The 21,219-nt window shown below is 71.1% G+C and carries 25 protein-coding genes; 12 read left to right on the top strand and 13 right to left on the bottom strand.

Translation table 11 applies throughout. The features are described from left to right. Positions 1–21: 21 nt before the first annotated feature. Genes FS825_RS02890 through FS825_RS02880 form a run of 3 tightly spaced genes read left to right on the top strand, consistent with a single transcriptional unit; the run spans position 22 to position 1,356 of the window. The gene (locus FS825_RS02890) at positions 22–648 is read left to right on the top strand and encodes a TetR/AcrR family transcriptional regulator (RefSeq protein ID WP_144710671.1); all 627 of its coding nucleotides are present in this window, start codon (positions 22–24) and stop codon (positions 646–648) included. Between the two features lie 35 nt (positions 649–683). Then, positions 684–1,139, top strand: a complete 456-nt coding sequence (locus tag FS825_RS02885) for a GNAT family N-acetyltransferase (RefSeq protein ID WP_144710669.1) — start codon at positions 684–686, stop codon at positions 1,137–1,139. Between the two features lie 16 nt (positions 1,140–1,155). Further along, positions 1,156–1,356 (top strand): hypothetical protein, encoded by a 201-nt coding sequence (locus FS825_RS02880; protein WP_144710667.1) that lies wholly within the window; start codon positions 1,156–1,158, stop codon positions 1,354–1,356. 122 nt (positions 1,357–1,478) lie between these two features. On the opposite strand, the gene FS825_RS02875 is transcribed toward FS825_RS02880, so the two are convergent. Then, positions 1,479–2,666: a MalY/PatB family protein gene (locus FS825_RS02875; protein ID WP_260980986.1), complete on the bottom strand. Its 1,188-nt coding sequence runs from the start codon at positions 2,664–2,666 to the stop codon at positions 1,479–1,481. Positions 2,667–2,778: 112 nt separating this feature from the next. Here FS825_RS02875 and FS825_RS02870 point away from each other — a divergent pair, with 112 nt between their 5' ends. Continuing rightward, the gene (locus FS825_RS02870) at positions 2,779–3,555 is read left to right on the top strand and encodes an isocitrate lyase/PEP mutase family protein (RefSeq protein WP_144710664.1); all 777 of its coding nucleotides are present in this window, start codon (positions 2,779–2,781) and stop codon (positions 3,553–3,555) included. 84 nt (positions 3,556–3,639) lie between these two features. On the opposite strand, the gene FS825_RS02865 is transcribed toward FS825_RS02870, so the two are convergent. Both FS825_RS02865 and FS825_RS02860 read right to left on the bottom strand, forming a co-directional pair. Continuing rightward, entirely contained in the window at positions 3,640–5,478 is a 1,839-nt protein-coding gene (locus FS825_RS02865) for an amidase family protein (protein ID WP_144710662.1), read from the bottom strand. Next, entirely contained in the window at positions 5,475–6,281 is an 807-nt protein-coding gene (locus FS825_RS02860) for a hypothetical protein (protein WP_144710660.1), read from the bottom strand. The genes FS825_RS02865 and FS825_RS02860 overlap by 4 nt, the downstream gene beginning before the upstream one ends. Before the next feature lie 134 nt (positions 6,282–6,415). Between FS825_RS02860 and FS825_RS02855 the strand changes: the two genes are divergently transcribed. Next, positions 6,416–7,042, top strand: coding sequence for an HD domain-containing protein (locus tag FS825_RS02855; protein ID WP_144710658.1), 627 nt, complete (start codon positions 6,416–6,418; stop codon positions 7,040–7,042). Positions 7,043–7,270: 228 nt separating this feature from the next. Further along, a complete protein-coding gene (locus FS825_RS02850; protein ID WP_144710656.1) occupies positions 7,271–7,558 on the top strand; it encodes a hypothetical protein in 288 nt (95 codons plus the stop codon). Positions 7,559–7,613: 55 nt separating this feature from the next. Here the strand turns inward: FS825_RS02850 and FS825_RS02845 are convergent, their stop codons facing one another. Further along, a complete protein-coding gene (locus FS825_RS02845) occupies positions 7,614–8,015 on the bottom strand; it encodes a hypothetical protein (RefSeq protein WP_186377042.1) in 402 nt (133 codons plus the stop codon). A gap of 428 nt (positions 8,016–8,443) precedes the next feature. Here FS825_RS02845 and FS825_RS02840 point away from each other — a divergent pair, with 428 nt between their 5' ends. Beyond that, positions 8,444–8,854: a nucleotidyltransferase family protein gene (locus tag FS825_RS02840; protein WP_260980985.1), complete on the top strand. Its 411-nt coding sequence runs from the start codon at positions 8,444–8,446 to the stop codon at positions 8,852–8,854. Positions 8,855–8,863: 9 nt separating this feature from the next. Here the strand turns inward: FS825_RS02840 and FS825_RS02835 are convergent, their stop codons facing one another. Continuing rightward, positions 8,864–9,328: a phage tail protein gene (locus tag FS825_RS02835; protein WP_144710652.1), complete on the bottom strand. Its 465-nt coding sequence runs from the start codon at positions 9,326–9,328 to the stop codon at positions 8,864–8,866. Between the two features lie 104 nt (positions 9,329–9,432). On the opposite strand from FS825_RS02835, the gene FS825_RS02830 reads away from it, so the two are divergent. Then, positions 9,433–10,212: a class I SAM-dependent methyltransferase gene (locus FS825_RS02830; RefSeq protein WP_144710650.1), complete on the top strand. Its 780-nt coding sequence runs from the start codon at positions 9,433–9,435 to the stop codon at positions 10,210–10,212. Here the strand turns inward: FS825_RS02830 and ychF are convergent. Next, entirely contained in the window at positions 10,209–11,282 is a 1,074-nt protein-coding gene (gene ychF / locus FS825_RS02825; protein WP_144710648.1) for a redox-regulated ATPase YchF, read from the bottom strand. The genes FS825_RS02830 and ychF overlap by 4 nt on opposite strands. 113 nt (positions 11,283–11,395) lie before the next feature. On the opposite strand from ychF, the gene FS825_RS02820 reads away from it, so the two are divergent. The 4 genes from FS825_RS02820 (at position 11,396) to FS825_RS02805 (ending at position 13,904) form a co-directional block, all read left to right on the top strand. After that, a complete protein-coding gene (locus FS825_RS02820; protein ID WP_144710646.1) occupies positions 11,396–11,857 on the top strand; it encodes a hypothetical protein in 462 nt (153 codons plus the stop codon). A 69-nt stretch (positions 11,858–11,926) separates the two neighbouring features. Continuing rightward, positions 11,927–12,562 (top strand): exonuclease domain-containing protein, encoded by a 636-nt coding sequence (locus tag FS825_RS02815; RefSeq protein WP_144710644.1) that lies wholly within the window; start codon positions 11,927–11,929, stop codon positions 12,560–12,562. A gap of 22 nt (positions 12,563–12,584) precedes the next feature. After that, on the top strand, positions 12,585–13,067 hold the full coding sequence (locus tag FS825_RS02810; RefSeq protein WP_144710642.1) for an SRPBCC family protein: 483 nt from the start codon (positions 12,585–12,587) through the stop codon (positions 13,065–13,067). A gap of 78 nt (positions 13,068–13,145) precedes the next feature. Next, positions 13,146–13,904, top strand: a complete 759-nt coding sequence (locus tag FS825_RS02805) for a GntR family transcriptional regulator (RefSeq protein ID WP_144710640.1) — start codon at positions 13,146–13,148, stop codon at positions 13,902–13,904. A gap of 3 nt (positions 13,905–13,907) precedes the next feature. On the opposite strand, the gene FS825_RS02800 is transcribed toward FS825_RS02805, so the two are convergent. The 7 genes from FS825_RS02800 to iolB are packed head-to-tail and all read right to left on the bottom strand — an operon-like array spanning position 13,908 to position 21,217. Next, complete coding sequence (locus FS825_RS02800; protein ID WP_144710638.1) at positions 13,908–14,315, bottom strand: tautomerase family protein; 408 nt, start codon at positions 14,313–14,315, stop codon at positions 13,908–13,910. 29 nt (positions 14,316–14,344) lie between these two features. Beyond that, positions 14,345–15,460 (bottom strand): transaldolase family protein, encoded by a 1,116-nt coding sequence (locus tag FS825_RS02795; RefSeq protein WP_144710636.1) that lies wholly within the window; start codon positions 15,458–15,460, stop codon positions 14,345–14,347. Beyond that, complete coding sequence (locus tag FS825_RS02790) at positions 15,457–16,326, bottom strand: sugar phosphate isomerase/epimerase family protein (RefSeq protein WP_144710634.1); 870 nt, start codon at positions 16,324–16,326, stop codon at positions 15,457–15,459. The genes FS825_RS02795 and FS825_RS02790 overlap by 4 nt, the downstream gene beginning before the upstream one ends. Positions 16,327–16,331: 5 nt before the next feature. After that, positions 16,332–17,393, bottom strand: coding sequence for a Gfo/Idh/MocA family protein (locus tag FS825_RS02785; RefSeq protein WP_144710632.1), 1,062 nt, complete (start codon positions 17,391–17,393; stop codon positions 16,332–16,334). A 30-nt stretch (positions 17,394–17,423) separates the two neighbouring features. Further along, positions 17,424–18,350 carry a sugar phosphate isomerase/epimerase family protein gene (locus tag FS825_RS02780; RefSeq protein ID WP_144710630.1) on the bottom strand — a complete coding sequence of 309 codons (927 nt, stop codon included), beginning with the start codon at positions 18,348–18,350 and terminating at the stop codon, positions 17,424–17,426. Between the two features lie 36 nt (positions 18,351–18,386). Continuing rightward, positions 18,387–20,276 carry a 3D-(3,5/4)-trihydroxycyclohexane-1,2-dione acylhydrolase (decyclizing) gene (gene iolD, locus FS825_RS02775; protein ID WP_144711248.1) on the bottom strand — a complete coding sequence of 630 codons (1,890 nt, stop codon included), beginning with the start codon at positions 20,274–20,276 and terminating at the stop codon, positions 18,387–18,389. A gap of 35 nt (positions 20,277–20,311) precedes the next feature. Continuing rightward, positions 20,312–21,217, bottom strand: a complete 906-nt coding sequence (iolB, locus tag FS825_RS02770; RefSeq protein WP_144710628.1) for a 5-deoxy-glucuronate isomerase — start codon at positions 21,215–21,217, stop codon at positions 20,312–20,314. Between the last annotated feature and the right edge of the window lie 2 nt (positions 21,218–21,219).

Below are 21,219 nucleotides of genomic sequence, written 5' to 3'. Positions count from 1 at the left end.
CTTCACGACTAGGATGACGGGATGACCGAGCGGCCGTTCCACCACGGCAACCTCCGGGCCGCCCTGCTCGACGAGGCGGCCACGGTCGTCCGCGAGTCCGGCGTCGACGGACTCTCGCTCCGCGACCTCGCGCGGCGAACCGGCGTGAGCCACGGCGCTCCACGGAGCCACTTCGTCGATCGCCAAGCACTGCTCGACGCCCTTGCGGAGCTCGGCTTCCAGCGGCTCACCGCGGCAGTGCACCGCGCGCTCGGACCCGAGGGTGACCTGTCCGGCCGCTTCCGCCGCGTGGCGCAGGCCTACGTCGACTTCGCCATCGACGACGCCGCGCTGATGGAGCTGATGTTCCAGGCGAAGGCCGCGCACCGGTCCACGGGCGTGCACGACGCAGCCGACGCCCTGTTCGCGACGCTCGACGGTGCGATGGGTCCGCGGTCGTCCGGCGACGTGGACGACGACTCGCGGACGCTGTTCAAGTTGCTGTTCGCGGCGACGATGCAGGGGATCGCGTCGCTCGTCGCGTCCCGCCGCATCGACCGCGCCCAGGGGAACGGCTTGGTGGACGCGGCCATGGAGACCATGCTCGGCTCCGACCTCGCGACCCGAGCGGTCACCGTGCGCGACGAGCCGGACACCGCGGAAGCCTGACGTCCGGACGTGTGCGTCCGATAGCGTCCGACGAGATGCGGATCCACCAGCGCGCCGAAGCCGACCTCGACCCACTGGTCGAGGTGCTGTGGCGCGTCCACGACACCGGCTGGCCCGCAGCGTGGCCGGACGCGCCGCGGGACTGGATCTCGCCGGCCGGACTCCTCGGTGCCTGGGTCGCGGTCGACGACGACCAGGTCGTCGGTCACGTCGGCGTCGCCGTTCCGGCACCAGGACGCATGGCCGAGGTCACCCGGCTGTTCGTCGACCCGGCGCACCGCGGCAAGGGTGTCGCCGATGCGCTCCTCGCCGCCGCCGAAGCCGCCGTCCCGGGCACGCACGTCCGGCTCGACGTCACCGAGGAGAGCCCCTCCGCCTGGCGACTCTACGAGCGGCGCGGCTGGTGCCTGACCGGACGCGGCCCCGCCGACTGGTGCACGCCCTCGGGCGAGGTGCCGACCCTCCGGTACTACGCCAAGCGCGTCGGCTGACCGGTACGCTCACCGCATGGCGACACACGAGGTGCAGGCGGTCCGCGAGCGCGGCGCTTGGCAGGTCTTCATCGACGGCTTCCTGGTGACCGAGGTGACCCGGTGGCCGTCCGTCGGGTTCGTCGCCCGCGAGTTCGTCGCCCTCACCGAGGACGTGCCCGTGGGCGAGGTCGACCTGGCGATCCGGGTCGTCGGTCGGAACCAGTACCTGGTCTGACCCGACTCCCGGCGCTCGCTGGCCCGCTCAGCGCGCCGCGGCGACGAGCTGCTGCGCCCGCTGGTGCGACACGTGGAGCAGCGGTCCGATCTCGCGCACACCACAGCGACCTGCACCGCCGCTCACGCGACGTGCCAGACCAGCCCCTCCTGCGCACTCGACGGGTAGGCGGCGGCGATCCGCAGCACCGCTTCACGCAACGTGTCCGGCGAGCATGCCAGGTTGAGCCGGGCGAACCCGCGCCCCTGCGAGCCGAACCCCAGGCCGGAGTTCAGCGCCACGTACGCGTGCTCCCGGAGCGGCACCGCCGGGTCGTCCCCGAGCCCGATCCCCCGGAAGTCCAGCCACGCCAGGTACCCGGCACGGGGCCGCGTGTAGACGACCCCGGGCAGGTGCTCGGCGAGCAGCGACCCGAGCAGCCGCTCGTTCGCGACGATCCGGGCGACCACGTCGTCGAGCCAGTCGGTCGCGACCGTGAACGCCGCGGTGTTCGCGTGCAGGCCGAGGATGCTCGTGCGGCACGCGACCTCTTCCCACAGGGTGTCGAGGAGCGCCGCGGTGCGGTCGTCCCCGGCGACGATGATCGAGCACTTCACGCCGGCGAGGTTCCACCCCTTGCTCGCACTCGTCACGCACACGCTGCGGGCACCGGCGGGCTCGGCGACCATCGCGAACGGGGTGAACTGCACGCCCGGGTGCGTGAGCGGGGCGTGGATCTCGTCGCTGACGACGAGGACGTCGTACCGGGCGGCCAGTTCGGCGAGCGCCTCCAGGTCGGCCCGGTCGTGCACGAGGCCGACGGGGTTGTGCGGGTTGCAGAGCAGGAAGACCCCGACGCCGTCGGCGAAGGCGCGCTCGAGGCCCGCGAGGTCGAGCCGGTAGACGCCCCACTGCTCGAGCAGGGGGACCTCCTCGACCTGACATCGGGCTTCTTCGACGAGCTCGAAGAAGGGCGGGTACACCGGCGGCGTGATCGCGACCCGTCCGCCGTCCGGCAGGGCGAGGCGGAGCGTCTCGACGATGCCGACGCTGACGTCGGTGGCGAGGTACACGCGCCCGGGGTCGACCTGCCATCCCCAACGGTCCGCGGCGAAGGACGCGAAGGCGGGCGCGAGCGGCCCGGGCCCATCGAGGTATCCGAGGTCGGACTGCTGGACCCGCTCGATGAGCGCCTGCCGGATCGCCGGCGCGACCTCGTGGTCCATCTCGGCGACGAACAGGGGCAGCACGTCGGGCGCGTACCGCGTCCACTTGATGCTCGTGCGGACCCCGCGGAGCGTGCCGACCGGGTCCTCCTCGTCGTGCGCCATGCGTCCCAGCATGCATCGGACTGGAGGCGCGGCGCGACCCCGCCCGTCATCTCGCGTCGTGTTCCGGTCAGGTGACGGCCGGGGGCCGCCCCGTCGGCCTACTGTCGGCGGCATGAGCACGAGCACCGCCGACAAGGCGACCACCCTCAAGCAACTGCACGAAGCCCCCGAGATCCTGCGGGTCGTGAACGTCTGGGACGCGATCTCCGCGAAGGTCGTCGCCGACCTGCCGGAGACGAAGGCGATCGCGACGGCCGGGCACTCGATCGCCGCGTCGTACGGGTACGAGGACGGCGGGATGCCCCTGGACCTCGCACTGTCGGGGGCCGCGATCGTGGCCGCGGCGACCGACCTGCCGGTGACGGCGGACCTCGACGACGGCTACGAGGACCCGGCCGAGACGATCCGCCGCGCGATCGGCTCCGGGATCGTCGGCGCGAACGTCGAGGACCGACTGCGCCCGTTCGACGAGGCCGTCGCCCGGGTCGCCGCCATCACCGCGGCCGCCGAGGCCGAGGGCGTCGACTTCCAGCTGAACGCCCGCACCGACGCGATCGCCCGCGGTGGGGACCGCCCGATCGACGAGAGCATCGCGGACGCGATCGCCCGCGGCAAGGCGTTCCTCGACAACGGCGCCGCGCTGGTGTTCGTCCCCGGGGCGATCGACCACTCCGTCGTCGAGCGGCTCGTCGAGGGGCTCGGCCGCGGGAAGCTCTCGGTCATCGGCCTGCCCGGCGCCCTGCCCGCCGCGGAGTACGAAGCCCTCGGCGTCGCCCGCATCTCCTACGGGCCGCTCACGCAGCGCGTCGCGCTCCGGGCGCTCCGCGACCTGGCGACCGACCTGTACGGCGGTGGCGTCGTGCCGGAGGACACCCCGACCCTGAACTGACGAAGCAGACGGACGGGAGGCGCGGTGCCGGCTGGCACCGCGCCTCCCGTCCGTCACGGGGTCGCGTCACGCGACCCGCTCAGCTCAACCGAGCGCCGGGTACAGCGCGGGCGTGGTGCGGGCCTTCGTCGCCTGCTCGAACGAGTAGCCGATCCCGATGATCGTGCTCTCGTCGAACGAGCGGCCGAGGAACTCGAGGTTCACGCCGGCGCCGGTGATCGTGTTGTCGGCCGCGATCGCCTGTCCCATCGGCACCGTGACCGCCGGCATGCCGGTGTTCGGGCTGAGACGCATGTTGGTCGACTGCGTCCCGTAGGGCGTTCCCGACGGGTAGATCAGCGTGTCGAGGTCCTGGTCGTCGAGCATCTGCGTGACCAGCTGCTTGCCGGTGGCGAGCTGCGTGGTGTGCGACCCCGTCGGGCCGGCCCACGCCTGGTACTGCGCGTCGGTGATGAGGTCACGCGACTCGTAGGTCGACTTCCGGCTCGGCACGTACTCCCCCGAGGCGAGGATGCCCTGCAGCGACCGCGCCGTGACGTCCGGGTCGAGGTGCTGCGCGACGTACTCGGCCAGGTCGTGCTTGAACTCGTTCGTCGAGCCGCTGCCCTCGGACAGCACGCGGTTGAACGCGGTCGTCGCGGTGATCGGCACCACGGTGGCTCCCGCGGCCTCGAGCTTCGCGACGGACGCGTCGAACAGGCGCTTCGTCGTGGCGTTGGTGCCGACCATGCTCGTCACGTACCCGATCCGTGCACCCTGCAGTGCCGTCGGGTCGAGCGCCGCGGTGTACGACGTGGGCACCTTGCCGGACTGCGCGCTGGTGGCGGGGTCGGCCGCGTCCACGCCGGTCACCGCGTCGAGCGCGACCGCCGCGTCGGTGACGGAGCGGGCGATCGGGCCACCCGTGTCCTGGGACAGCGCGAGCGGGATGATCCCGTCGCGGCTGGTCAGGCCCACGGTCGGACGGATGCCGACGAGCTGGTTGTAGGTCGACGGGACGCGGATCGAGCCGCCCGTGTCCGTGCCGAACCCGATCCCGGCGAGGTTCGCTGAGATCGCTGCGCCGGTCCCGCCGGAGGACCCACCGGCGGTCTGGTTCGTCGCGTAGGGGCTCGCGACGAGGAGCGAGGAACCGGCGGGCTGGTTCGACGAGAACTCCGAGACGAACCCGTACGCGAACTCGTCGAGGCTGGCCTTGGCGAGGATCACCGCACCAGCGTCGCGGAGTCCGGCCACCATGGTGGCGTCGGTGTCCGTCTGGTTGCCGTCCCAGCAGCCGCAGCCGCCGGTGGTCGGCATGTCCTTCGTGTCGTAGTTGTCCTTCACCGCGATCGGGACGCCCAGCAGCATGCTCGTCATGCCGTGGTCGGCACGCTCGGTGTCCGCGGCCTTCGCGGCGGCGAGCGCATCGGCGTTCGTCGTGACGATCGAGTTGAGCGGACGGCCGGTCTCGGCCGTGTCGACGGTGGTGCGGTCGTACGCGGCGATGCGGTCGAGGTAGTCCTGCGTGATGGCCACGGAGGTGGTCACCCCGGCGTTCATCGCGGCCTGCATGTCGATCGTGGACGCCTCGACGAGCTCGAACGGCCCGTCGTCGTAGATCATCCGCGCGGAGAGGGCGGCGACGTCCTCGACGGAGACGACACCGTCGGCGTCGGTGTCCGCCGCGCTGACCGACGCCCAGTCGGGGCTCGCGCTGGTGTCGCCGAGGTGTGCGGTGAGCACCGCGAGGTCGGCCTTGGTGACCTGGTCGTCGCCGGTCAGGTCGAGGTCCGTGTAGTACGGCGCGAGCATCGCGGCGGGGCTGGCGTCGACCGCTGCCGGGGCGGCTGCCGCGGTGATCGCGGGTGTCGCGGCGAGGACGGTGCCGACGAGGGCGACGAGTGCGGCGCCGGCGACGGCCGGGCGCTTCCTGGCGGTCATGCGGATGCTCCGGTGCGGTCGCGGCGGGCGCGGCGCGCACGCAGGGTGATCAGGGTCCCGCCGGCGGCGAGGAGGGCGAGGGACGCGGCGATCCACGGGGCGACGTCGGCTCCGGTCCACGCGAGCGACCCGCCGGTCGGACCGGAGGCTCCACCGGCGTCGTTCCCGCCGCCTGCGGCCACCGGGGTGGCCGGGTCGGAGGGGTCGGCCGGCGTGGCCGGGTCGGACGGGTCCGAGGCGTCCGAGGGCTCGGACGGCGTCGCGGTCGGGGTGGCGGTCGGCGTCGCGGTCGCTGCCGCCGCGATCGTCACGGTCGTGCTCGCCGGGTCGGTGAGGCGCGTGGTGCTGCCGTCGGACCCGACGAGCGTGATGGTCGTGACCGCGATGTCGGCGTCGCCGGCCGCCGTCGGGGTGAGCGAGACGGACGCGTCGAGGTCGCCGCTGAGCGCGGGCGACGTCCCGAGCCGCGTGTGCACGATGGTGATGGCGTCGCCGTCCTGCTCCGCGCTGTCGAACCCGCCGTCGGGGCCGGTCACGCTGTCGGCGTCGTACGTCAGCGCGTCCGCGTCGACGGCGAGGGTGATCTCGTACGCGAAGACGTCGGCGGTCGCCGGGATCGTGACGTCGACGTCGAACGGGGTGCCGACGGTCGCGGACGCCGGGGCGTCGATGGCGGCGGAGGTCGCCGTGGGTGCCGCCTGGGCCGGAGCGGCCGAGAAGACGGCGAGGCCGATCGCCCCGGCAGCGACGAGCGTCGAGGAGACGATCGTCGCGCGGGGGCGCAGCCGTGGTCGGTGCTGCATGGGTGCAGTTCCTTCGCTGGGAGGGGAGCTGAGCGGGTACTCAGCGATCTGCACGCTAACGGCGGCCTGTTTCGCGGACGGGCCCGCCGCATTTCCGGTGCGTTACACGTCAGGTGTGGCACTACTGTCGTGCCATGATCGTGGACGTCGAGGCGCTGCTCGCACCGCCCTCCCCCGTCGCCGAGCGCGCGCTCGAGGTCGTCCGTGCATGGTCCTCGCCGGCGCTCGTCAACCACTGCCTCCGGTCCTGGGCCTGGGCGTCGTTGCTCGCCCCGACGATCGACCTCGAACCCGACCGCGAGCTGCTGTTCGTCGCGACGATGCTCCACGACCTCGGCGTCACGACCGCGTTCGACGCCCACACCGTCCCGTTCGAGGACGCCGGTGGCGCCGTCGCGTCGGTCTTCGCTGTCGGTGCCGGCTGGGACACCGTCCGTGCCCGTCGCGTCGGCGAGGTCATCGAGCGGCACATGTGGACCGCAGTGGACCCGGCCCTGGACGCCGAAGGACACCTGCTCGAGGTCGCGACCTCGCTCGACGTCTCGGGGGTCGGGTTCGAGCGCTGGGACGCCGCGGACCTCCGCGCGGTCGCCGCCGTCCTCCCCCGGCTCGACTTCTCCGAAATGTTCGACGGGCTGGTCCACGAGCAGGCCGGACGGAAGCCGTCCTCGGCCGCCGCGCGGCTCGACAGCTCGGGCAACGTCGCCGCCGGCGGAGCACGATGGGGCGCGTTCCTGGACTTCTCGCCGACGATCGGGTAGTGTCTCTTGTTGGTGCATTGCAGCGAACCCATCTGACTCGCGCACACCGAACCGTCTCGAAGCCGACTCACCCGAGTCGCATTCCCACGAGACCACCGCTCGATCCGAACGGACGAGCAGCACGTTGAAACTCGACGTGCGCGCCCCGCACCCGATGCGTCGCGCCGGACCGAGCCGTCCGCCGACACCGGGTCCCCTGGGCGCCGACGACCAGGAAGTACCAGCACCATGACCAGCAACGAACGCATCACCATCACCGGCACCGCACTCGCGGCGCCGACCGTCTCCCCCGACCGCATCGCCGAGTTCGGTGTCCGTGACGACCGCTCGCAGCGCGAGTACCTCGTCCGCATCCCGGCCGACGACCTCGGGCTCTTCATCACCCGTGGCGCCCGCGTGGGCGTCGACGGCGAGGCCGGCTGGACCGTGCCGGGCCGCTCGTGGGCGGGCGAGGCGAGCCGCACGCTCGTGCAGGCGCAGTCCGTCCGCGCGGGCGAGTTGGCCCTCGCCGCCTGAGCCCTCCGCTCCACACACGAATGCCGCCGAGCTGTGCTCGGCGGCATTCGTCGTCTCAGGGGCGGTCGGCCGGTCTGTCGCCGTCCGGGCCGTCGGCGTCGTGGTCGTCGCCGTGCGTGCTCGTGCTGTCCGGCTCGTCGGCTCCGACGAATCGGCGGCCGCCGTCGGCGTTCACCGGGGTCCGGTCGCCCGCACGCGCCGCGGCGTCACGCAAGTTCCGGACGAACGCGATGTCCTCCGGCTCGAGTTCGTCGTCCGGTGCGGTGCTCACCGTCAGCTCACTCGCGGGGCCGATGAGGACCGTGGTGCGGGTCACCGAGCCGTCGTCCGCCACCGCTGGGATGGCGACCGTGTCGGTCCGTTCGTTGGCGCCGAGGACCGCTGCGTAGTCCACGACCGCGTCGGCGATCGCGTCTCCTGTCAGGATCAGGCTGCCGTCGTAGTGGATGTACTTCACGTTGCCTCCTCCGCTCCGACGGTAGGTGCGGGGCATCCACGGTGGCACAACGAACGCGTTCGTTGGCCAAAAGCGGCACGGTCAGGGACGACGTCGTACCGTCGTCTCCCGCTCTGCGAGGGCGTCCCGAGCTGCCTTGCGACGTTCCATCAGGAGCAGGCGCATCGCTCGGACCCGAGGCGGGTCTCCGCTCAATCCGACGTACGTCCCGCGGAGCAACGCTCTCGTCGTTGTGTCTCTCATAGCCGGCACCTTCCTCCCGATCGGCGGACAACTCGGCCATGGTCGTGGGTCCGAGCCACCGAGCGCCAACATCCGGAATGCATGGCAGATGTCGAGCAGGCGTGGCAGTGTCCCCACCAGGGAGGGCGGAGGTGCGGATGAGCCGAGCGGCTGAGCTGATCCGAGCAGCTCGTGAGGACGTCGGCATGACCACGGCGGAGCTCGCCGCTGCCTCCGCGATCCCCGAGTCCCAGCTCGATGCTGACGAGCACGGCGCGGAGGAGCCGGCTTGCGAAGCACTGACCCGCATCCTCAACGCTGCAAAGATGCGCCCGAGCATCCCCTTGGTGCTCTTCGCCGACGAGATCCTTCGCGAGGCAGCGCGCTGGAACCTCCAGCACGTGCGGGTCTTCGGCTCGACCGTCCGGGGTCAGGACACCGACACCAGCGACATCGACCTGCTCGTGGCACTGACTCCGGCGACCTCGCTCTTCGACCTCGGCGGCTTCGCGCAAGCCGTCGAGAGCCTCACAGGATTCACCGTCGACATCCTCACTGACGACCTGGCCGGCGACGAGCACTTCCGCCACGTCCTCGACGAAGCGGTGCCCCTGTGACCGTGAGGGTCAGTACTCGCCCTTGATGACGAAGAACGAGCCGCGGATGGTCCCCGCGAGCTTCGACTTCTGCCGGGCGAACTTGAACTTGTCCGCCAGCTCCTCGGGCACCTCCATGCCGTCCGAGAGCTTGAACCCGACCGCGCGCTTCCCGCCGGGCTCGAGCGTGTAGAGAACGTTGACCGCCAGGCCGGACTCGTAGAAGACGTAGGTCCAGCGGACGCCGTCGACCAGCGCCTCCGTGGCTTCGAGCGGCGGCGACGCGATCACGATCCCGCGCTCGTCCTGCAGCACCCGCGCGACGTAGTCCACGAGGTCGGGCACGTCGGCTGCCGGGTGGGTGGTGAAGACGTGGTCGTACTTGTTCTTGAAGTAGCGCGCCTCGTTCGCCCGGAGACCGGCGAGTGCGTCGACGACCGGTGACGACTCGAGCCCGACGGTGGACACGTTCTCGAAGTCGACGACGTACGACATCGGGCCTCCTCGGCGCTGGGTCAGCGTCAATCTAGCCGGTCCGCGGTAGGACGTCGCCCTCGTCCCCCTGGTCGCGGCACCGGCCGGAGGACGACAATCGCGGCATGTCAGGATTCTTCGCGAGCGCGTCGTCCTACGACCGCTTCATGGGCCGGTTCTCGAAGCAGCTCGCGGCGCCGTTCCTCGACTTCGTCGAGGCACCCGCGGCGACCAGTGCCCTCGACGTCGGATGCGGCCCCGGTGCGCTGACCGAGGTGCTCCGCGAGCGGGTCGGTACGGTCAGCGCCGTGGACCCGTCGCCGGCGTTCGTCGATGCTGTCCGGGCCGCGCTCCCCGATGTCGACACTCACGTCGCATCGGCGGAGACGCTGCCCTTCGCCGACGGAGTGTTCGACCTCACGGTGGCCCAGTTGGTCGTCCACTTCATGCCGGACCCCGTCGCCGGTGTCGCCGGCATGGCTCGGGTGACACGGCCGGGCGGAGTCGTCGCGGCAAACGCCTGGGACTTCGCGGGCGGGCGCGGCCCCCTGGGCGTCTTCGAACGCGCGGCCCTCGACCTCGACCCGGACGCGCCGACGGAGCGAGAACTCGTCGGAGCAGGAGCGGGCGACCTCGCCCGTGTCTTCGGTGCCGCCGGGATCGTCGACGTCCGGACGGGGTCGATCACGATCGGTCTGGAGTTCGCGACGTTCGAGGACTGGTGGGAACCGTTCGGCCTCGGGGTGGGACCGGCAGGCGCGTACGTGGCCTCCCTGGGCGGGGAAGCACGGACAGCGCTCTCCGACCGTGCTCGCGAACTCGTCGGAGCAACCCCGTTCCGCATCGACGCGACGGCTTGGGCGGCGGTGGGCACGGTGCCCGACGACGCCGGTGCAGGCAGCTAGTTGTTGAAGCGGAACTCCACCACGTCGCCGTCCTGCATGACGTAGTCCTTGCCCTCGATCCGGGCCTTGCCGTGTGCACGGGCCTCGGCGATCGAGCCGGCCTCGATCAGGTCGTCGAACGAGATGACCTCGGCCTTGATGAAGCCCTTCTCGAAGTCCGTGTGGATGACGCCGGCGGCCTGGGGAGCCTTCCACCCCTTGCCGATCGTCCACGCACGCGACTCCTTCGGCCCGGCCGTCAGGTAGGTCTGCAGCCCGAGGGTGTCGAACCCGATGCGGGCGAGCTGGTCGAGGCCGGACTCGGTCTGCCCGGTCGACTCGAGGAGCTCGGCGGCGTCCGCGGGGTCGAGGTCGATGAGCTCGGACTCGACCTGCGCGTCGAGGAACACGGCCTGCGCGGGGGCGACGAGCGCCGCGAGCTCGGCCTTCCGCGACTCGTCGGTGAGGATCGCCTCGTCGACGTTGAAGACGAAGATGAACGGCTTGGCGCTGAGGAGCCCGAGCTCGGCGATCGGCGCGAGGTCGATCGAGGTCGCGGAGAGCAGGACGCCCTTCTCGAGCTCGGCCTTGGCCTCACGAGCGGTCTCGAGCACGACCGGCTCGGCCTGCTTGAGCTTCACGGTCTTCTCGTACCGCGGCAGTGCCTTCTCGATGGTCTCGAGGTCGGCGAGGATCAGCTCGGTGTTGATGACCTCGAGGTCGTCCTTCGGGGAGACCTTGTTCGCGACGTGCACGACGTCGTCGTCGGTGAACCCGCGGACGACCTGCGCGATGGCGTCGGCTTCGCGGATGTTCGCGAGGAACTTGTTCCCGAGCCCCTCGCCCTCGCTGGCACCCTTGACGATGCCGGCGATGTCGACGAACGACACGGGCGCGGGCACGGTCTTCTCGGAGTGGAAGAGCTCGGCGAGCTGGTCCAGACGAGGGTCGGGCAGGTTCACCACGCCGACGTTCGGCTCGATCGTCGCGAACGGGTAGTTCGCCGCGAGGACCTGGTTCTTCGTCAGCGCGTTGAAGAGGGTCGACTTGCCGACGTTCGGGAGACCGACGATTCCGATGGTGAGTGCCACGGGAGGACAGCCTACCGGCGGCCGCCCGGCGGGGCCGACCCGCGCCTCCAGTCCGACCGCCGGAGCGCACGATGTGGCACGGTGGTGCGGGACGACGAGAGGGAGGACGCTCGATGTGGTTCGAACGAGACCGACGCGGTGTGCACTCGATGGGGCTCGACCGGCGGGCACAGCGCCGGTACGTGGCGCCGGAGACGATCGCCGCGCTGGAGGCACTGCCGCTCCGTGATCTCGACGCCCTCCACGACGCGATGGCGGAGCTCGAGGCGGACGTCCTCGTCACCTACGACGCCGCGGACGACTCGATCGACCACGACGCGGAGGACGCCTTCGCGCTGCGCACCCCGCCCGCTGGCATCGCGTTCCCGCCGGTGACGAGCGACTTCGCGGCCGCCTTCACGGCACACGTCGAGAGCCTCCCCCGCCGGTGGCGCATCGACGGCGCCGCGATCGCGTACGAGGTCGTCGGCTCGGTCCTCGCACCGCAGCTCGCACGGGAGCGGGCACGGCGCGCGGCGACCTGGCGGGCGACCGCACGCCGGCAGCGGGGATCCCGGCGGACGCGCCGCCGCTGACGCCCACGGCCGTGGCGCAACGCCGTGTTCGCTTCCGGCGATGTCGGTGACGCGTGCGACGATCGGGACGTGCCGTTGAACTTCACCGCGATCGACTTCGAGACCGCGAACAGCTCGCCCGCCAGCGCCTGCTCGGTCGGACTCGTCAAGGTCCGGTCGGGGAAGGTCGTGGACCGCGCCTCGTGGTTCATCCGGCCGCCGTTCGGGCACGACGCCTTCCTCGAGTGGAACACCCGCATCCACGGCATCGTCGCCTCGGACGTCCAGCACGCCAAAGGGTGGGCCGAGCAGTACCTCGACATCGTGGCGTTCGCGGACGGTGACGTCCTGGTCGCCCACAACGCGCGCTTCGACATGGGCGTCATCGCGGGTGGGTGCTCGGCGACGGGCACGGACCTGGCGGAGCACCACTCGATGTGCTCGCTGCAGGTGGCCCGCAAGACCTACACGCTCGATTCGTACCGGCTGCCGATGGCCGCTCGCGCGGCCGGCTTCGAGGGCTTCCAGCACCACGACGCCGCTGCGGACGCCGAAGCGTGCGCGGCGATCGTCGTGCACGCTGCCGGCCGGCACGGCACCGACACGGTCGAGGCGCTGGGCGCTGCCACCCGCGTCGCGATCGCCCCGGTCCGGCCCCGCGTCGAGAAGCCCCGCACCGCCCCGCAGCCCCGGCTGTCGAACCGCCCGATGATCTTCGCCGACTGACGGACGAACGAGGGAGACGCACGTGCCCGCGACCACCACCATCGAGCGATCGATCGTCGTCGCGGCACCGGCCGCGGCGATCCTCCCGCACCTCGCCGACCTCCACCGCTGGACCGAGTGGTCGCCGTGGGAAGGGCAGGACCCCGACCTGCACCGCGAGTACGGCGGCGAGCCAGGCACGGTCGGTTCGACGTACGCGTGGAAGGGGAACCGCAAGGCCGGCGCCGGCGACATGCGGGTGACCGGCATCGCCCCGCACCGGGTCGACATCGACCTCCGCTTCACGGCACCGTTCCGCTCGTCGAGCACGTGCGTGTTCCGTCTCGACGAGACCGGTGCCGGGACCGGTGCCGGGACCGACGCCGGGACCCGTGTGGTCTGGATGATGACGAGCCCGCGCACCACGATGTCCCGCATCGTCGGGACCTTCATCAACATGGACAAGCTCATCGGCGGGGACTTCGACAAGGGACTCGCGCAGCTCAAGGCCGTCGTCGAACGCTGACGCCGAACCCCCGGTGGTATTGTCACGACATTCCCCGTCGGCGCCGTTGCCGACCCCCGCACTCCCTGAAGGACCGCGATGACCAACGATGGCCAGCTGCCGTCCGACCTGTTCATGGACCTGGACCGGTCGGGTCCGATGCCCCTCTACTTCCAGGTGGCGTCACGCATCGAGGAGTCGATCCGGTCCGGCGCGATGCCCCCGGGAGCGCGGCTGGAGAACGAGATCGCGCTCGGTGAGCGGCTCGGGCTGTCCCGTCCGACGATCCGTCGGGCCATCCAGGACCTCGTCGACAAGGGCCTGCTCGTCCGTCGGCGGGGCATCGGCACGCAGGTCGTGCACGGACCGGTGACCCGCAAGGTCGAGCTGACGAGCCTCTACGACGACCTCGCACAGGGATCGCAGGCGCCGGCCACGAAGCTGCTCGAACGGAACGACGTCCCCGCGTCGGACGTCGTCGCCGAGGCGCTCGGGCTCGAGCCGGGCACCACGGTCGCGCACATCCGCCGCGTGCGGTTCGCCGAGGACGTGCCGATGGCGGTGCTCGAGAACTACCTCCCGCCGGAGTTCTTGGAGATCACCGACGAGGACCTGCAGACGCACGGTCTGTACCAGCTGCTGCGCGGGCGCGGCGTGACGATGCGGGTCGCGAAGCAGCGGATCGGCGCCCGTGCCGTCGTCGGCGACGAGGCCGCCCTGCTCGAGATCGAGGACGGCGACCCGGTGCTGACGATGAGCCGCACCGCGTACGACGCCTCCGGCCGAGCGGTCGAGTACGGCGTCCACTGCTACCGACCCGACCGCTACTCGTTCGAGGTCACCCTCGTCGACAAGTAGGCCTCACGCCGAGGCGGGGACCCCGAGCTCGCCGGTGACGTACTGCGCCCGCCCGAAGCCGAACGACCAGTCCTGGGGGCCGTTCTCGACGTAGCCGATGAAGACGTCCTCGCTCGCCACGCCGACCCCGGCGAGGGCGTCGTGGATCGCGGCGTACAGCGCGGTCTTCGCCTCGTCGGAGCGGCCTCGCTGGGTGAACACCTGGATGACGAGCACCCCGTCCGTGCGCTCGAACCCGAGTCCGGCGTCCTCCGCGATGATCTGCTGCGCCGGGTGCTCGGTGATGACCTGGAACCGGTCGCGGACGGGGATGCCGTACACGTCGACGATGGCTCGGTGGATCGCGTCGGCGATGGCGCGGACCTGCTCGGGGGTACGCCCGGTGGCGAGGTCGATACGGACGAGTGGCACGGTGCCTCCTGCTGTCGGGGTCCTCGCCGCTACGCGGCGGGGACGATGATGTCGCGGACGAGGGCGTCGAGCTTGGCGTCGGCGTCGAGGAACTGCCGCAGTGTCGTCACCGTCGCCCCGAACCGGTCGAACTCGTCGATCGTCATGCCGTCCTCGTCGTAGCCGCGGGCGAACTCGGGCGTCGCCGCTCGGAGCGCTGCGATCACGGACGCCGGCACCTCGTCGTCGATCGCGTCGGGACGCCACGGGAACGCGTTGTCGTTGATGTCCTTCGACCACTGGAACGGCGGGGAGACGACGAGGTCACCGCCCTGGAACTCCGACCACTGCAGCGCGTTGCGGAACGCTGCCACGAGGACGCGCGACCGGAACCCTCGCTCCTGGAAGATCCGGTACGCGTTCTTCACGGCGGCGACGCCGGCCCACTCGAGGATCCCGGGGTCGACCATGACGTGGTCGCGCTTGACGACCGTCTTGAGCCAGTCGTCGAACCGACCGGCCATGAGCGTGACGACGTGGCCGAACTCCTGCTCCGGCAGCCGGTCGGCCGCGCGACGGTCGAGGGCCCGCTCGATGGCCTCGCCCACGGCGACGACCTGCGGCACCGTGAACGACACCGTTGCGTTGATCGAGACCCCGCGGTACGCGGCTTCCTCGATCGCAGCGATCCCGACCTTCGTGGCGGGGATCTTCACGATGATGTTCGGCGCGAGACCCGAGAACCGCACGGCCTGCTCGACGAGTGCGTCCCGGTCACGGTGGAGGCGCGGGTCGGTCTGCATGGACAGGCGCCCGTTGCGTCCACCGGACGCCTCGAACGCCGGCAGCAGTTGCGCGGCCGCGGCGATGGAGAGCTCCTCGACCGCCTTCCAGCCGATCCAGGCCTCCCCCGCGGTCGGGTGCTCGGCAGCGATCTCGCGGATCCGCGGCTCCCACGTCGTCGGGTCCTGCTGGATGCACGTGTACGCGATGACCGGGTTGCAGGTCGCCCCGACGGCGCCGTACTCGGTGATGGCGGTGGCGAGCTCCCGCGGGTCGGCGGAGTCGTTCCAGAGCGCCGTGACGGTCTGCGTCGCGGCCTGCAGGGTGACGGGCCGGGTGTCGGCGCTGGTCGGCGCCGGGGTGGTCTCGAGGGTGTTCGTCATCGGGTGAGTCCCTTCGTGATCGCTTCGAGTTGGTACCGCGAGACCTCGTCGGCGTTCTCGTCCTCGGCGAAGACGCTGGAGACGGCGACGGTGTCCTCGCGCGCGGAGAAGCCGATGCGGTCGAGGCCGGCCCAGAACGCGTCGAAGTCGACGTCGGCCCGACCGATCGGCAGGTGCTGGTGGACGCGCGCGGTGTTGCCGGGCGGGTTCGAGATGTAGCGGAGGCCGTGCGACCGGCGGTGGTCGTAGGCGTCCGCGACGTGGACGAGCTGCAGCGAGTCACCGGCGGCGTCCATGATCGCGTCCATGTCGCCGCCGTAGTGGAACGTGTGGCAGGCGACGTAGACGAAGCCGACGTGCTTCGAGTTGAGGCCGCGGATCACCCGGAGCGCCTCGAGACCGTCCTCGACGAAGTCGTCGGGGTGCGGGTCGATGAGCACGCGGAGGTCGGCGTCCTCGATGATCGGGAGGAGCTCGTCCATCGAACGGTAGAAGGCGTCCTCGGACTCCTCGGCGCGCTCGGGGCGGCCGGAGAACTCGGTGTTGATCGTGTCGACACCGAGGCGCTTCGTGATCTCGATGACCCGCTTCCACTTGTGCACGGCGGCTTCCCGCGCATCGCGGTCGGGGCCCGACCAGCGGAGCACCGGCAGGACGCTCGCCACGCCGACACCGGCGTCACGACATGCTGCGGCGAAGGCGTCGACCAGGTCGTCGTCGGCCTTCGGGTGCCGGTAGAACGGGATGAAGTCCTTGTGCGGCGTCAGCTGCAGGTACTCGTACCCGAGGTCGGCGACCTTCCGCGGGAACTCGAGCAGCGACAGGTCGTGGTGGAACGGCGTGGGGTCGAGTGCGATCTTCGGCACTGTGCTCAGGCCCCCGCGAGCGCCGCGTCGTCCGCGGAGAACGCCGGCTCGTAGAACGCCGGCTTCGTGAGCGCGTACTCCACGGTCTCGTTCGCACCGGACTGCTGCGCACGCACTGCGACCTCGGCGACGACTGAGGCCGTGTAACCGTCCCAGGCGCTCGGGCCGTCGATGCCGCCCAGGCGGGCTGCGTCGACCCACCGCTGGACCTCCTCGTCGTACGCGGCCGCGAAGCGCTCCTTGAACGACGGGGTGACGCCCTGTCCGGACACACCGGCCGACACGATCGTCTGCGAGGTCTCGCGGCCGATGTACGCCACACCCGACTCGAACACCGCGTCCGTCGTGACCTGGTACCCGAACTGCGCGTTCACGTTGATCTCGACGATCGCCATGGTGCCGGACTCGGTGGTGAAGAGGACGAACTGCGGCTCGGGCAGGTCTGCCGGGGCGAGGGAGTTCTTGCGCGGCTTCTTGACCTCGACGTTCGTGATCGCCTCGCCCGTGAGGAACGGGATGATGTCGATCTCGTGGATCACCGAGTCGTGGATGAGCATCGACTCGTTGAAGTTCGGCGGCGTCGTGGGGTTGCGGTGTGCGTGGTGCAGCGCGAGCAGGGCGCCGTTGGCACCGGACTCGCGGAGTGCCTTGAGCTCCTGGTACCCCGAGTCGAAGCGCCGCATGAACCCGACCTGGATGATCGGGCGGTCCGCGTGCTGCTGCTCGAGCTCGACGATCCGGAGCGAGTCCGCGGCGCTCGTCGTCAGCGGCTTCTCGCAGAGCACCGCGAGTCCGCGTTCGAGCGCGGTCACGAGGATCGGCTCGTGCAGGAAGCCCGGCGTCGCGATGATGACGCCGTCGATCTCGGTCTGCGCGAGGGCCTCGTCGAAGGAGGCTGCCGTGATCGCGCCGGGGGCGAGGGCTGCGGCCGCCGCGGCGCGGGCCTCGTCCGGCTCGACGACGGCGACGACGTCGGCGTTCGAGATCTTCGCGGTGATGCGACGGACGTGGTCGGCGCCCATCATGCCGGCGCCGACGACGGCGACGCGGAGGTTCTGCGTGGTCATGGTGTTGCTCCCGTGGTGGTGGACGACGCGTCAGGAGACGCGGGCAGCGGAGGTGGAACCGAAGATGTGCTGGAAGGTGCGCTCGGCGATCGGCCCGGGGGCGTCGACCGAGCAGCCGTACATGTCCTGCTCGACGATCCCGAACACGTCCGGGTTGATCGCGGCGACGGCCTCGATGATCGGCGCGAGCTCCGGCGTGCCGTGCGGCGGCTCGGTCATGATGCCCTGCGACACCGCGGTCGCGAACGGGACGTCGTTCTTCAGGACGTCGAACAGCAGGTCGGTGTCCACCTGCTTGAGGTGCAGGTAGCCGATGCGCTCCGGGTGCTCGGCGATGAGCTTGAGGTTGTCACCGCCGTAGTACGCGAAGTGGCCGGTGTCGAGGCAGAGGTTCGTGTACGCCGGATCCGTCTCCGACAGGAACCGGACGGTCTCCTTGTACGTGCCGACGTGGCTGTCCGCGTGGGTGTGGAACTGCTGGTGGACGCCGAACTCCTCGAGCAGTGCCTTGCCGAGCCGGTCGTGACCCTTGCCGAGACGGTCCCACTGCTCGTCGGTCAGGGTGCGCGACTCGAGGACCTCTTCCGTGGCGTCCGAGCGCCACAGGTCCGGGATGGTGACGAGGTGCTCGGCGCCGAGCGCAGCGGCGAGGCCGGCGACCTTCACCGCCTGGTCCCAGGCGCGCTGGAACTGGTCGTCCCCCTTGTGGAACCCGGTGAAGACGGTGCCGGCGGACAGCTGGAGCCCGCGGGACTCCAGCTCGTCGGACAGCTGCGCGGGATCGGTCGGCAGGTACCCGTACGGGCCGAGCTCGATCCACCGGTAGCCCGCGGCGGCGGCCTCGTCGAGGAAGCGCTGCCACGGCACCTGCTTCGGGTCGTCCGGGAACCAGACGCCCCACGAGTCGGGGGCGGTACCGATCCGGATGGCGTCGGTGGCGGTGGCGGTGTCGGTCATGACGTCGTCGTCCTTCTGCAGTGGTGGTGGGGGTGTTCAGCCGAGCAGGGGTCGCTGCACCGCGACCCGCTCCTCGTACGCGGCGCGGGCGGCCTGCGTGCTCGGCAGGGTGGAGGTCTGCGCGACCGGGACGTCCCACCAGCCGTCGCCCTCGGGCGCGTAGACCAGCGGGTCGGAGTGGACGTGCACGAGCGTGGCGTGGTCGTTCGCCTTCGCCTGGCGCACCGCGGCCTTGAGGTCCTCGATGCTGTCCGGCCCGGGCCGGACCTCGATGACGTCGACGCCGTAGGAACGGGCGTTCGCCGCGAGGTCGACGGGCAGCACGTCGTCGCCCTCGAACGAGCCGGTGTCGTCGAGGTAGCGGTACTTCGTGCCGTACCGCTCGGACCCGACCGTCTCGGACAGGTGCCCGATCGACGCGTACCCGTTGTTCTGGATGAGGACGACCACGATCTTGATGCCCTCGGCCACGGCCGTGACGAGCTCGGTGTGGAGCATGAGGTACGAGCCGTCGCCGACCATGACGATCGCGTCGCGGTCCGGGGCACCGCGGCGGACGCCGATGCCACCGGCGATCTCGTACCCCATGCACGAGAAGGCGTACTCGACGTGGTAGCCGAGTTCGTCCCGAACGCGCCAGAGCTTGTGCAGGTCACCGGGCAGCGAACCGGCGGCCTGGATGACGACGTCGCGGGGATCGGTCGCGGACTGCACCGCGCCGATGATCTCGGACTGGCCCGGCAGGGCCAGGCCCGACGGCGCGAACGCGGCGTCGACCGTCTGGTCCCACTCCCGCTTGCGCGAGGCGATCTCGGCGGCGTACCCCGCGTCGACCGCGTACGACGAGTCCGTCGTGAGCGACGTGGTCAGGGCGACCAGCGCCTCCCGAGCGTCGGCGATGAGCGGCAGCTGCGAACCGTGCTTGTAGGCGTCGAACGCGGCGATGTTCACGTTGACGAACGTGACGTCCGGGTTCTGGAACGCGGTGCGCGACGCCGTCGTGAAGTCGCTGTAGCGGGTGCCGATCCCGATCACGACGTCGGCCTGCGCGGCGATCGCGTTCGCCGCTGCCGTGCCGGTCGCGCCGATCCCACCGAGGTACTGCGGGTGGTCCCAGGCGAGGGCACCGCCGCCGGCCTGCGAGGTGCCGACGGGGATGCCGGTGGCCTCGACGAAGGCGGCGAGCTGGTCGGAGGCGTCGGAGTACAGCACCCCGCCGCCGGCGACGACGACGGGGCGCTTCCCCGCTCGGATCGCCGCGACGGCGCGGGCGAGCGGACCGTGCTCGGGCAGCGGTCGCCGGACGTGCCACTCCCGCGGCTCGAGGAACGCGAGCGGCACGTCGAGCGCCTCCGCCTGCACGTCCTCGGGGAGGGCGATCGTGACCGCGCCGGTCTCGGCGGGGTCGGTGAGGACGCGCATCGCCGCGAGCGCGATCGAGAACAGCTGCTCGGGACGCTCGACCCGGTCGAAGTACCGGGACAGCGGCCGGAACGCGTCGGTCACCTGGACCGAGGTGTCGTGCGGCATCTCGATCTGCTGCAGCACCGGGTCGGTGGTCCGCGTCGCGAAGGTGTCGGACGGCAGCAGCAGCGCGGGCAGACGGTTGGTCGTCGCGAGGGCGGCGCCGGTGAGCATGTTGGCCGCGCCGGGGCCGACGGACGCGGTCGACGCGTACGTGGCGCGACGGCGGTGCATCCGCGCGAAGCCGACCGCCTGGTGCACCATCGCCTGCTCGTTGCGCGCCTGGTGGTACGGCAGGAGACCAGGCTGCTCGACGTGGAGCTGCTTGATCGCCTGGCCGAGGCCGGCGACGTTGCCGTGACCGAAGATGCCGAAGATCCCCGGGATCGTCCGCTCACGGTGGTCGCCGTCGACGGTCCACTGGTTGGCCAGGAACTCGACGAGCGCCTGGCCGACGGTCATGCGGCGGGTCCCGCCGAGACGTCGCGTGGTGGTGGTCACGCGTGCTTCCTTTCGTACGGCAGTCGGGGGTCCACTTCCTGCGAATCCCAGACCTGGCGGACCCAGCCGTGGGCAGGGTCGTCGGTGATGTTCCACACGCGCTCCGGGTCGGGTCCGGCCATCACGTTGAGGTAGTACATGTCGTAGCCGGGCGCCGCGACGGCGGGACCGTGCCAGCCGTACGGCACCAAGGCGATGTCGCCGGTGCGGACCTCGCGGAACTCGTCGATCGCACGGTCGTCCGACGCGTAGGTCCGGTGCAGCGCGAACGGATCGGCACTCGCCGGGGCGGAGACGCCGCGGGCGACGGCGGACTCGTAGTAGTAGATCTCCTCGAGGTTCGACTCCTCGCCCGGCACGTTCGTGTCGTGCTTGTGCGGCGGGTACGACGACCAGTTGCCGGCCGGCGTGATCACCTCGCACACGATGAACTTCACCGCGTCGAGCGCCGCCGGAGTACCGAAGTTGTGCACCTGCCGGCTCGACTGCCCGGCGCCGCGCAGCTCCACCGGGACGTCCTGCCGCGCCACGTACGTGCTCGGCTTGACGACGTCGGTGGGCGCCTCGGCGACCGCGAGGCGACCAGCCCCGGTGATCCGCGCCTCCGTTCCCGAACCGAGGTACAGGACGTCGGTGGGTCCGTCGAAGACGCTCGCACGTCCCTCCAGGACCTGCTCCGTGCCGTCGTACACGACGGTGAAGTTCCCCGACAGGGGGACGACGATGCGCTCCACGGCGTCGGCCTGGAGGCGCAGCTCGCCTCCGTCGGACAGGCTGCCGGTCCGGAGACCGGTGTGCGCCCACCCCTCGATGCGTCCGTCGACCACGTCGGTCCAGCCCGCCTCGGGGCGGGAGCCAGCCGGGACGAACCAGCTGTCGTGCTGGTGCTGTTCGTTCGTCATGC

This window comes from Curtobacterium pusillum (assembly GCF_007680845.1).
Classification (GTDB): Bacteria; Actinomycetota; Actinomycetes; order Actinomycetales; family Microbacteriaceae; genus Curtobacterium; species Curtobacterium pusillum_B.
Note: the sequence above shows the minus strand (reverse complement) of the source record. Positions and strands in the feature narration are given on the sequence as shown.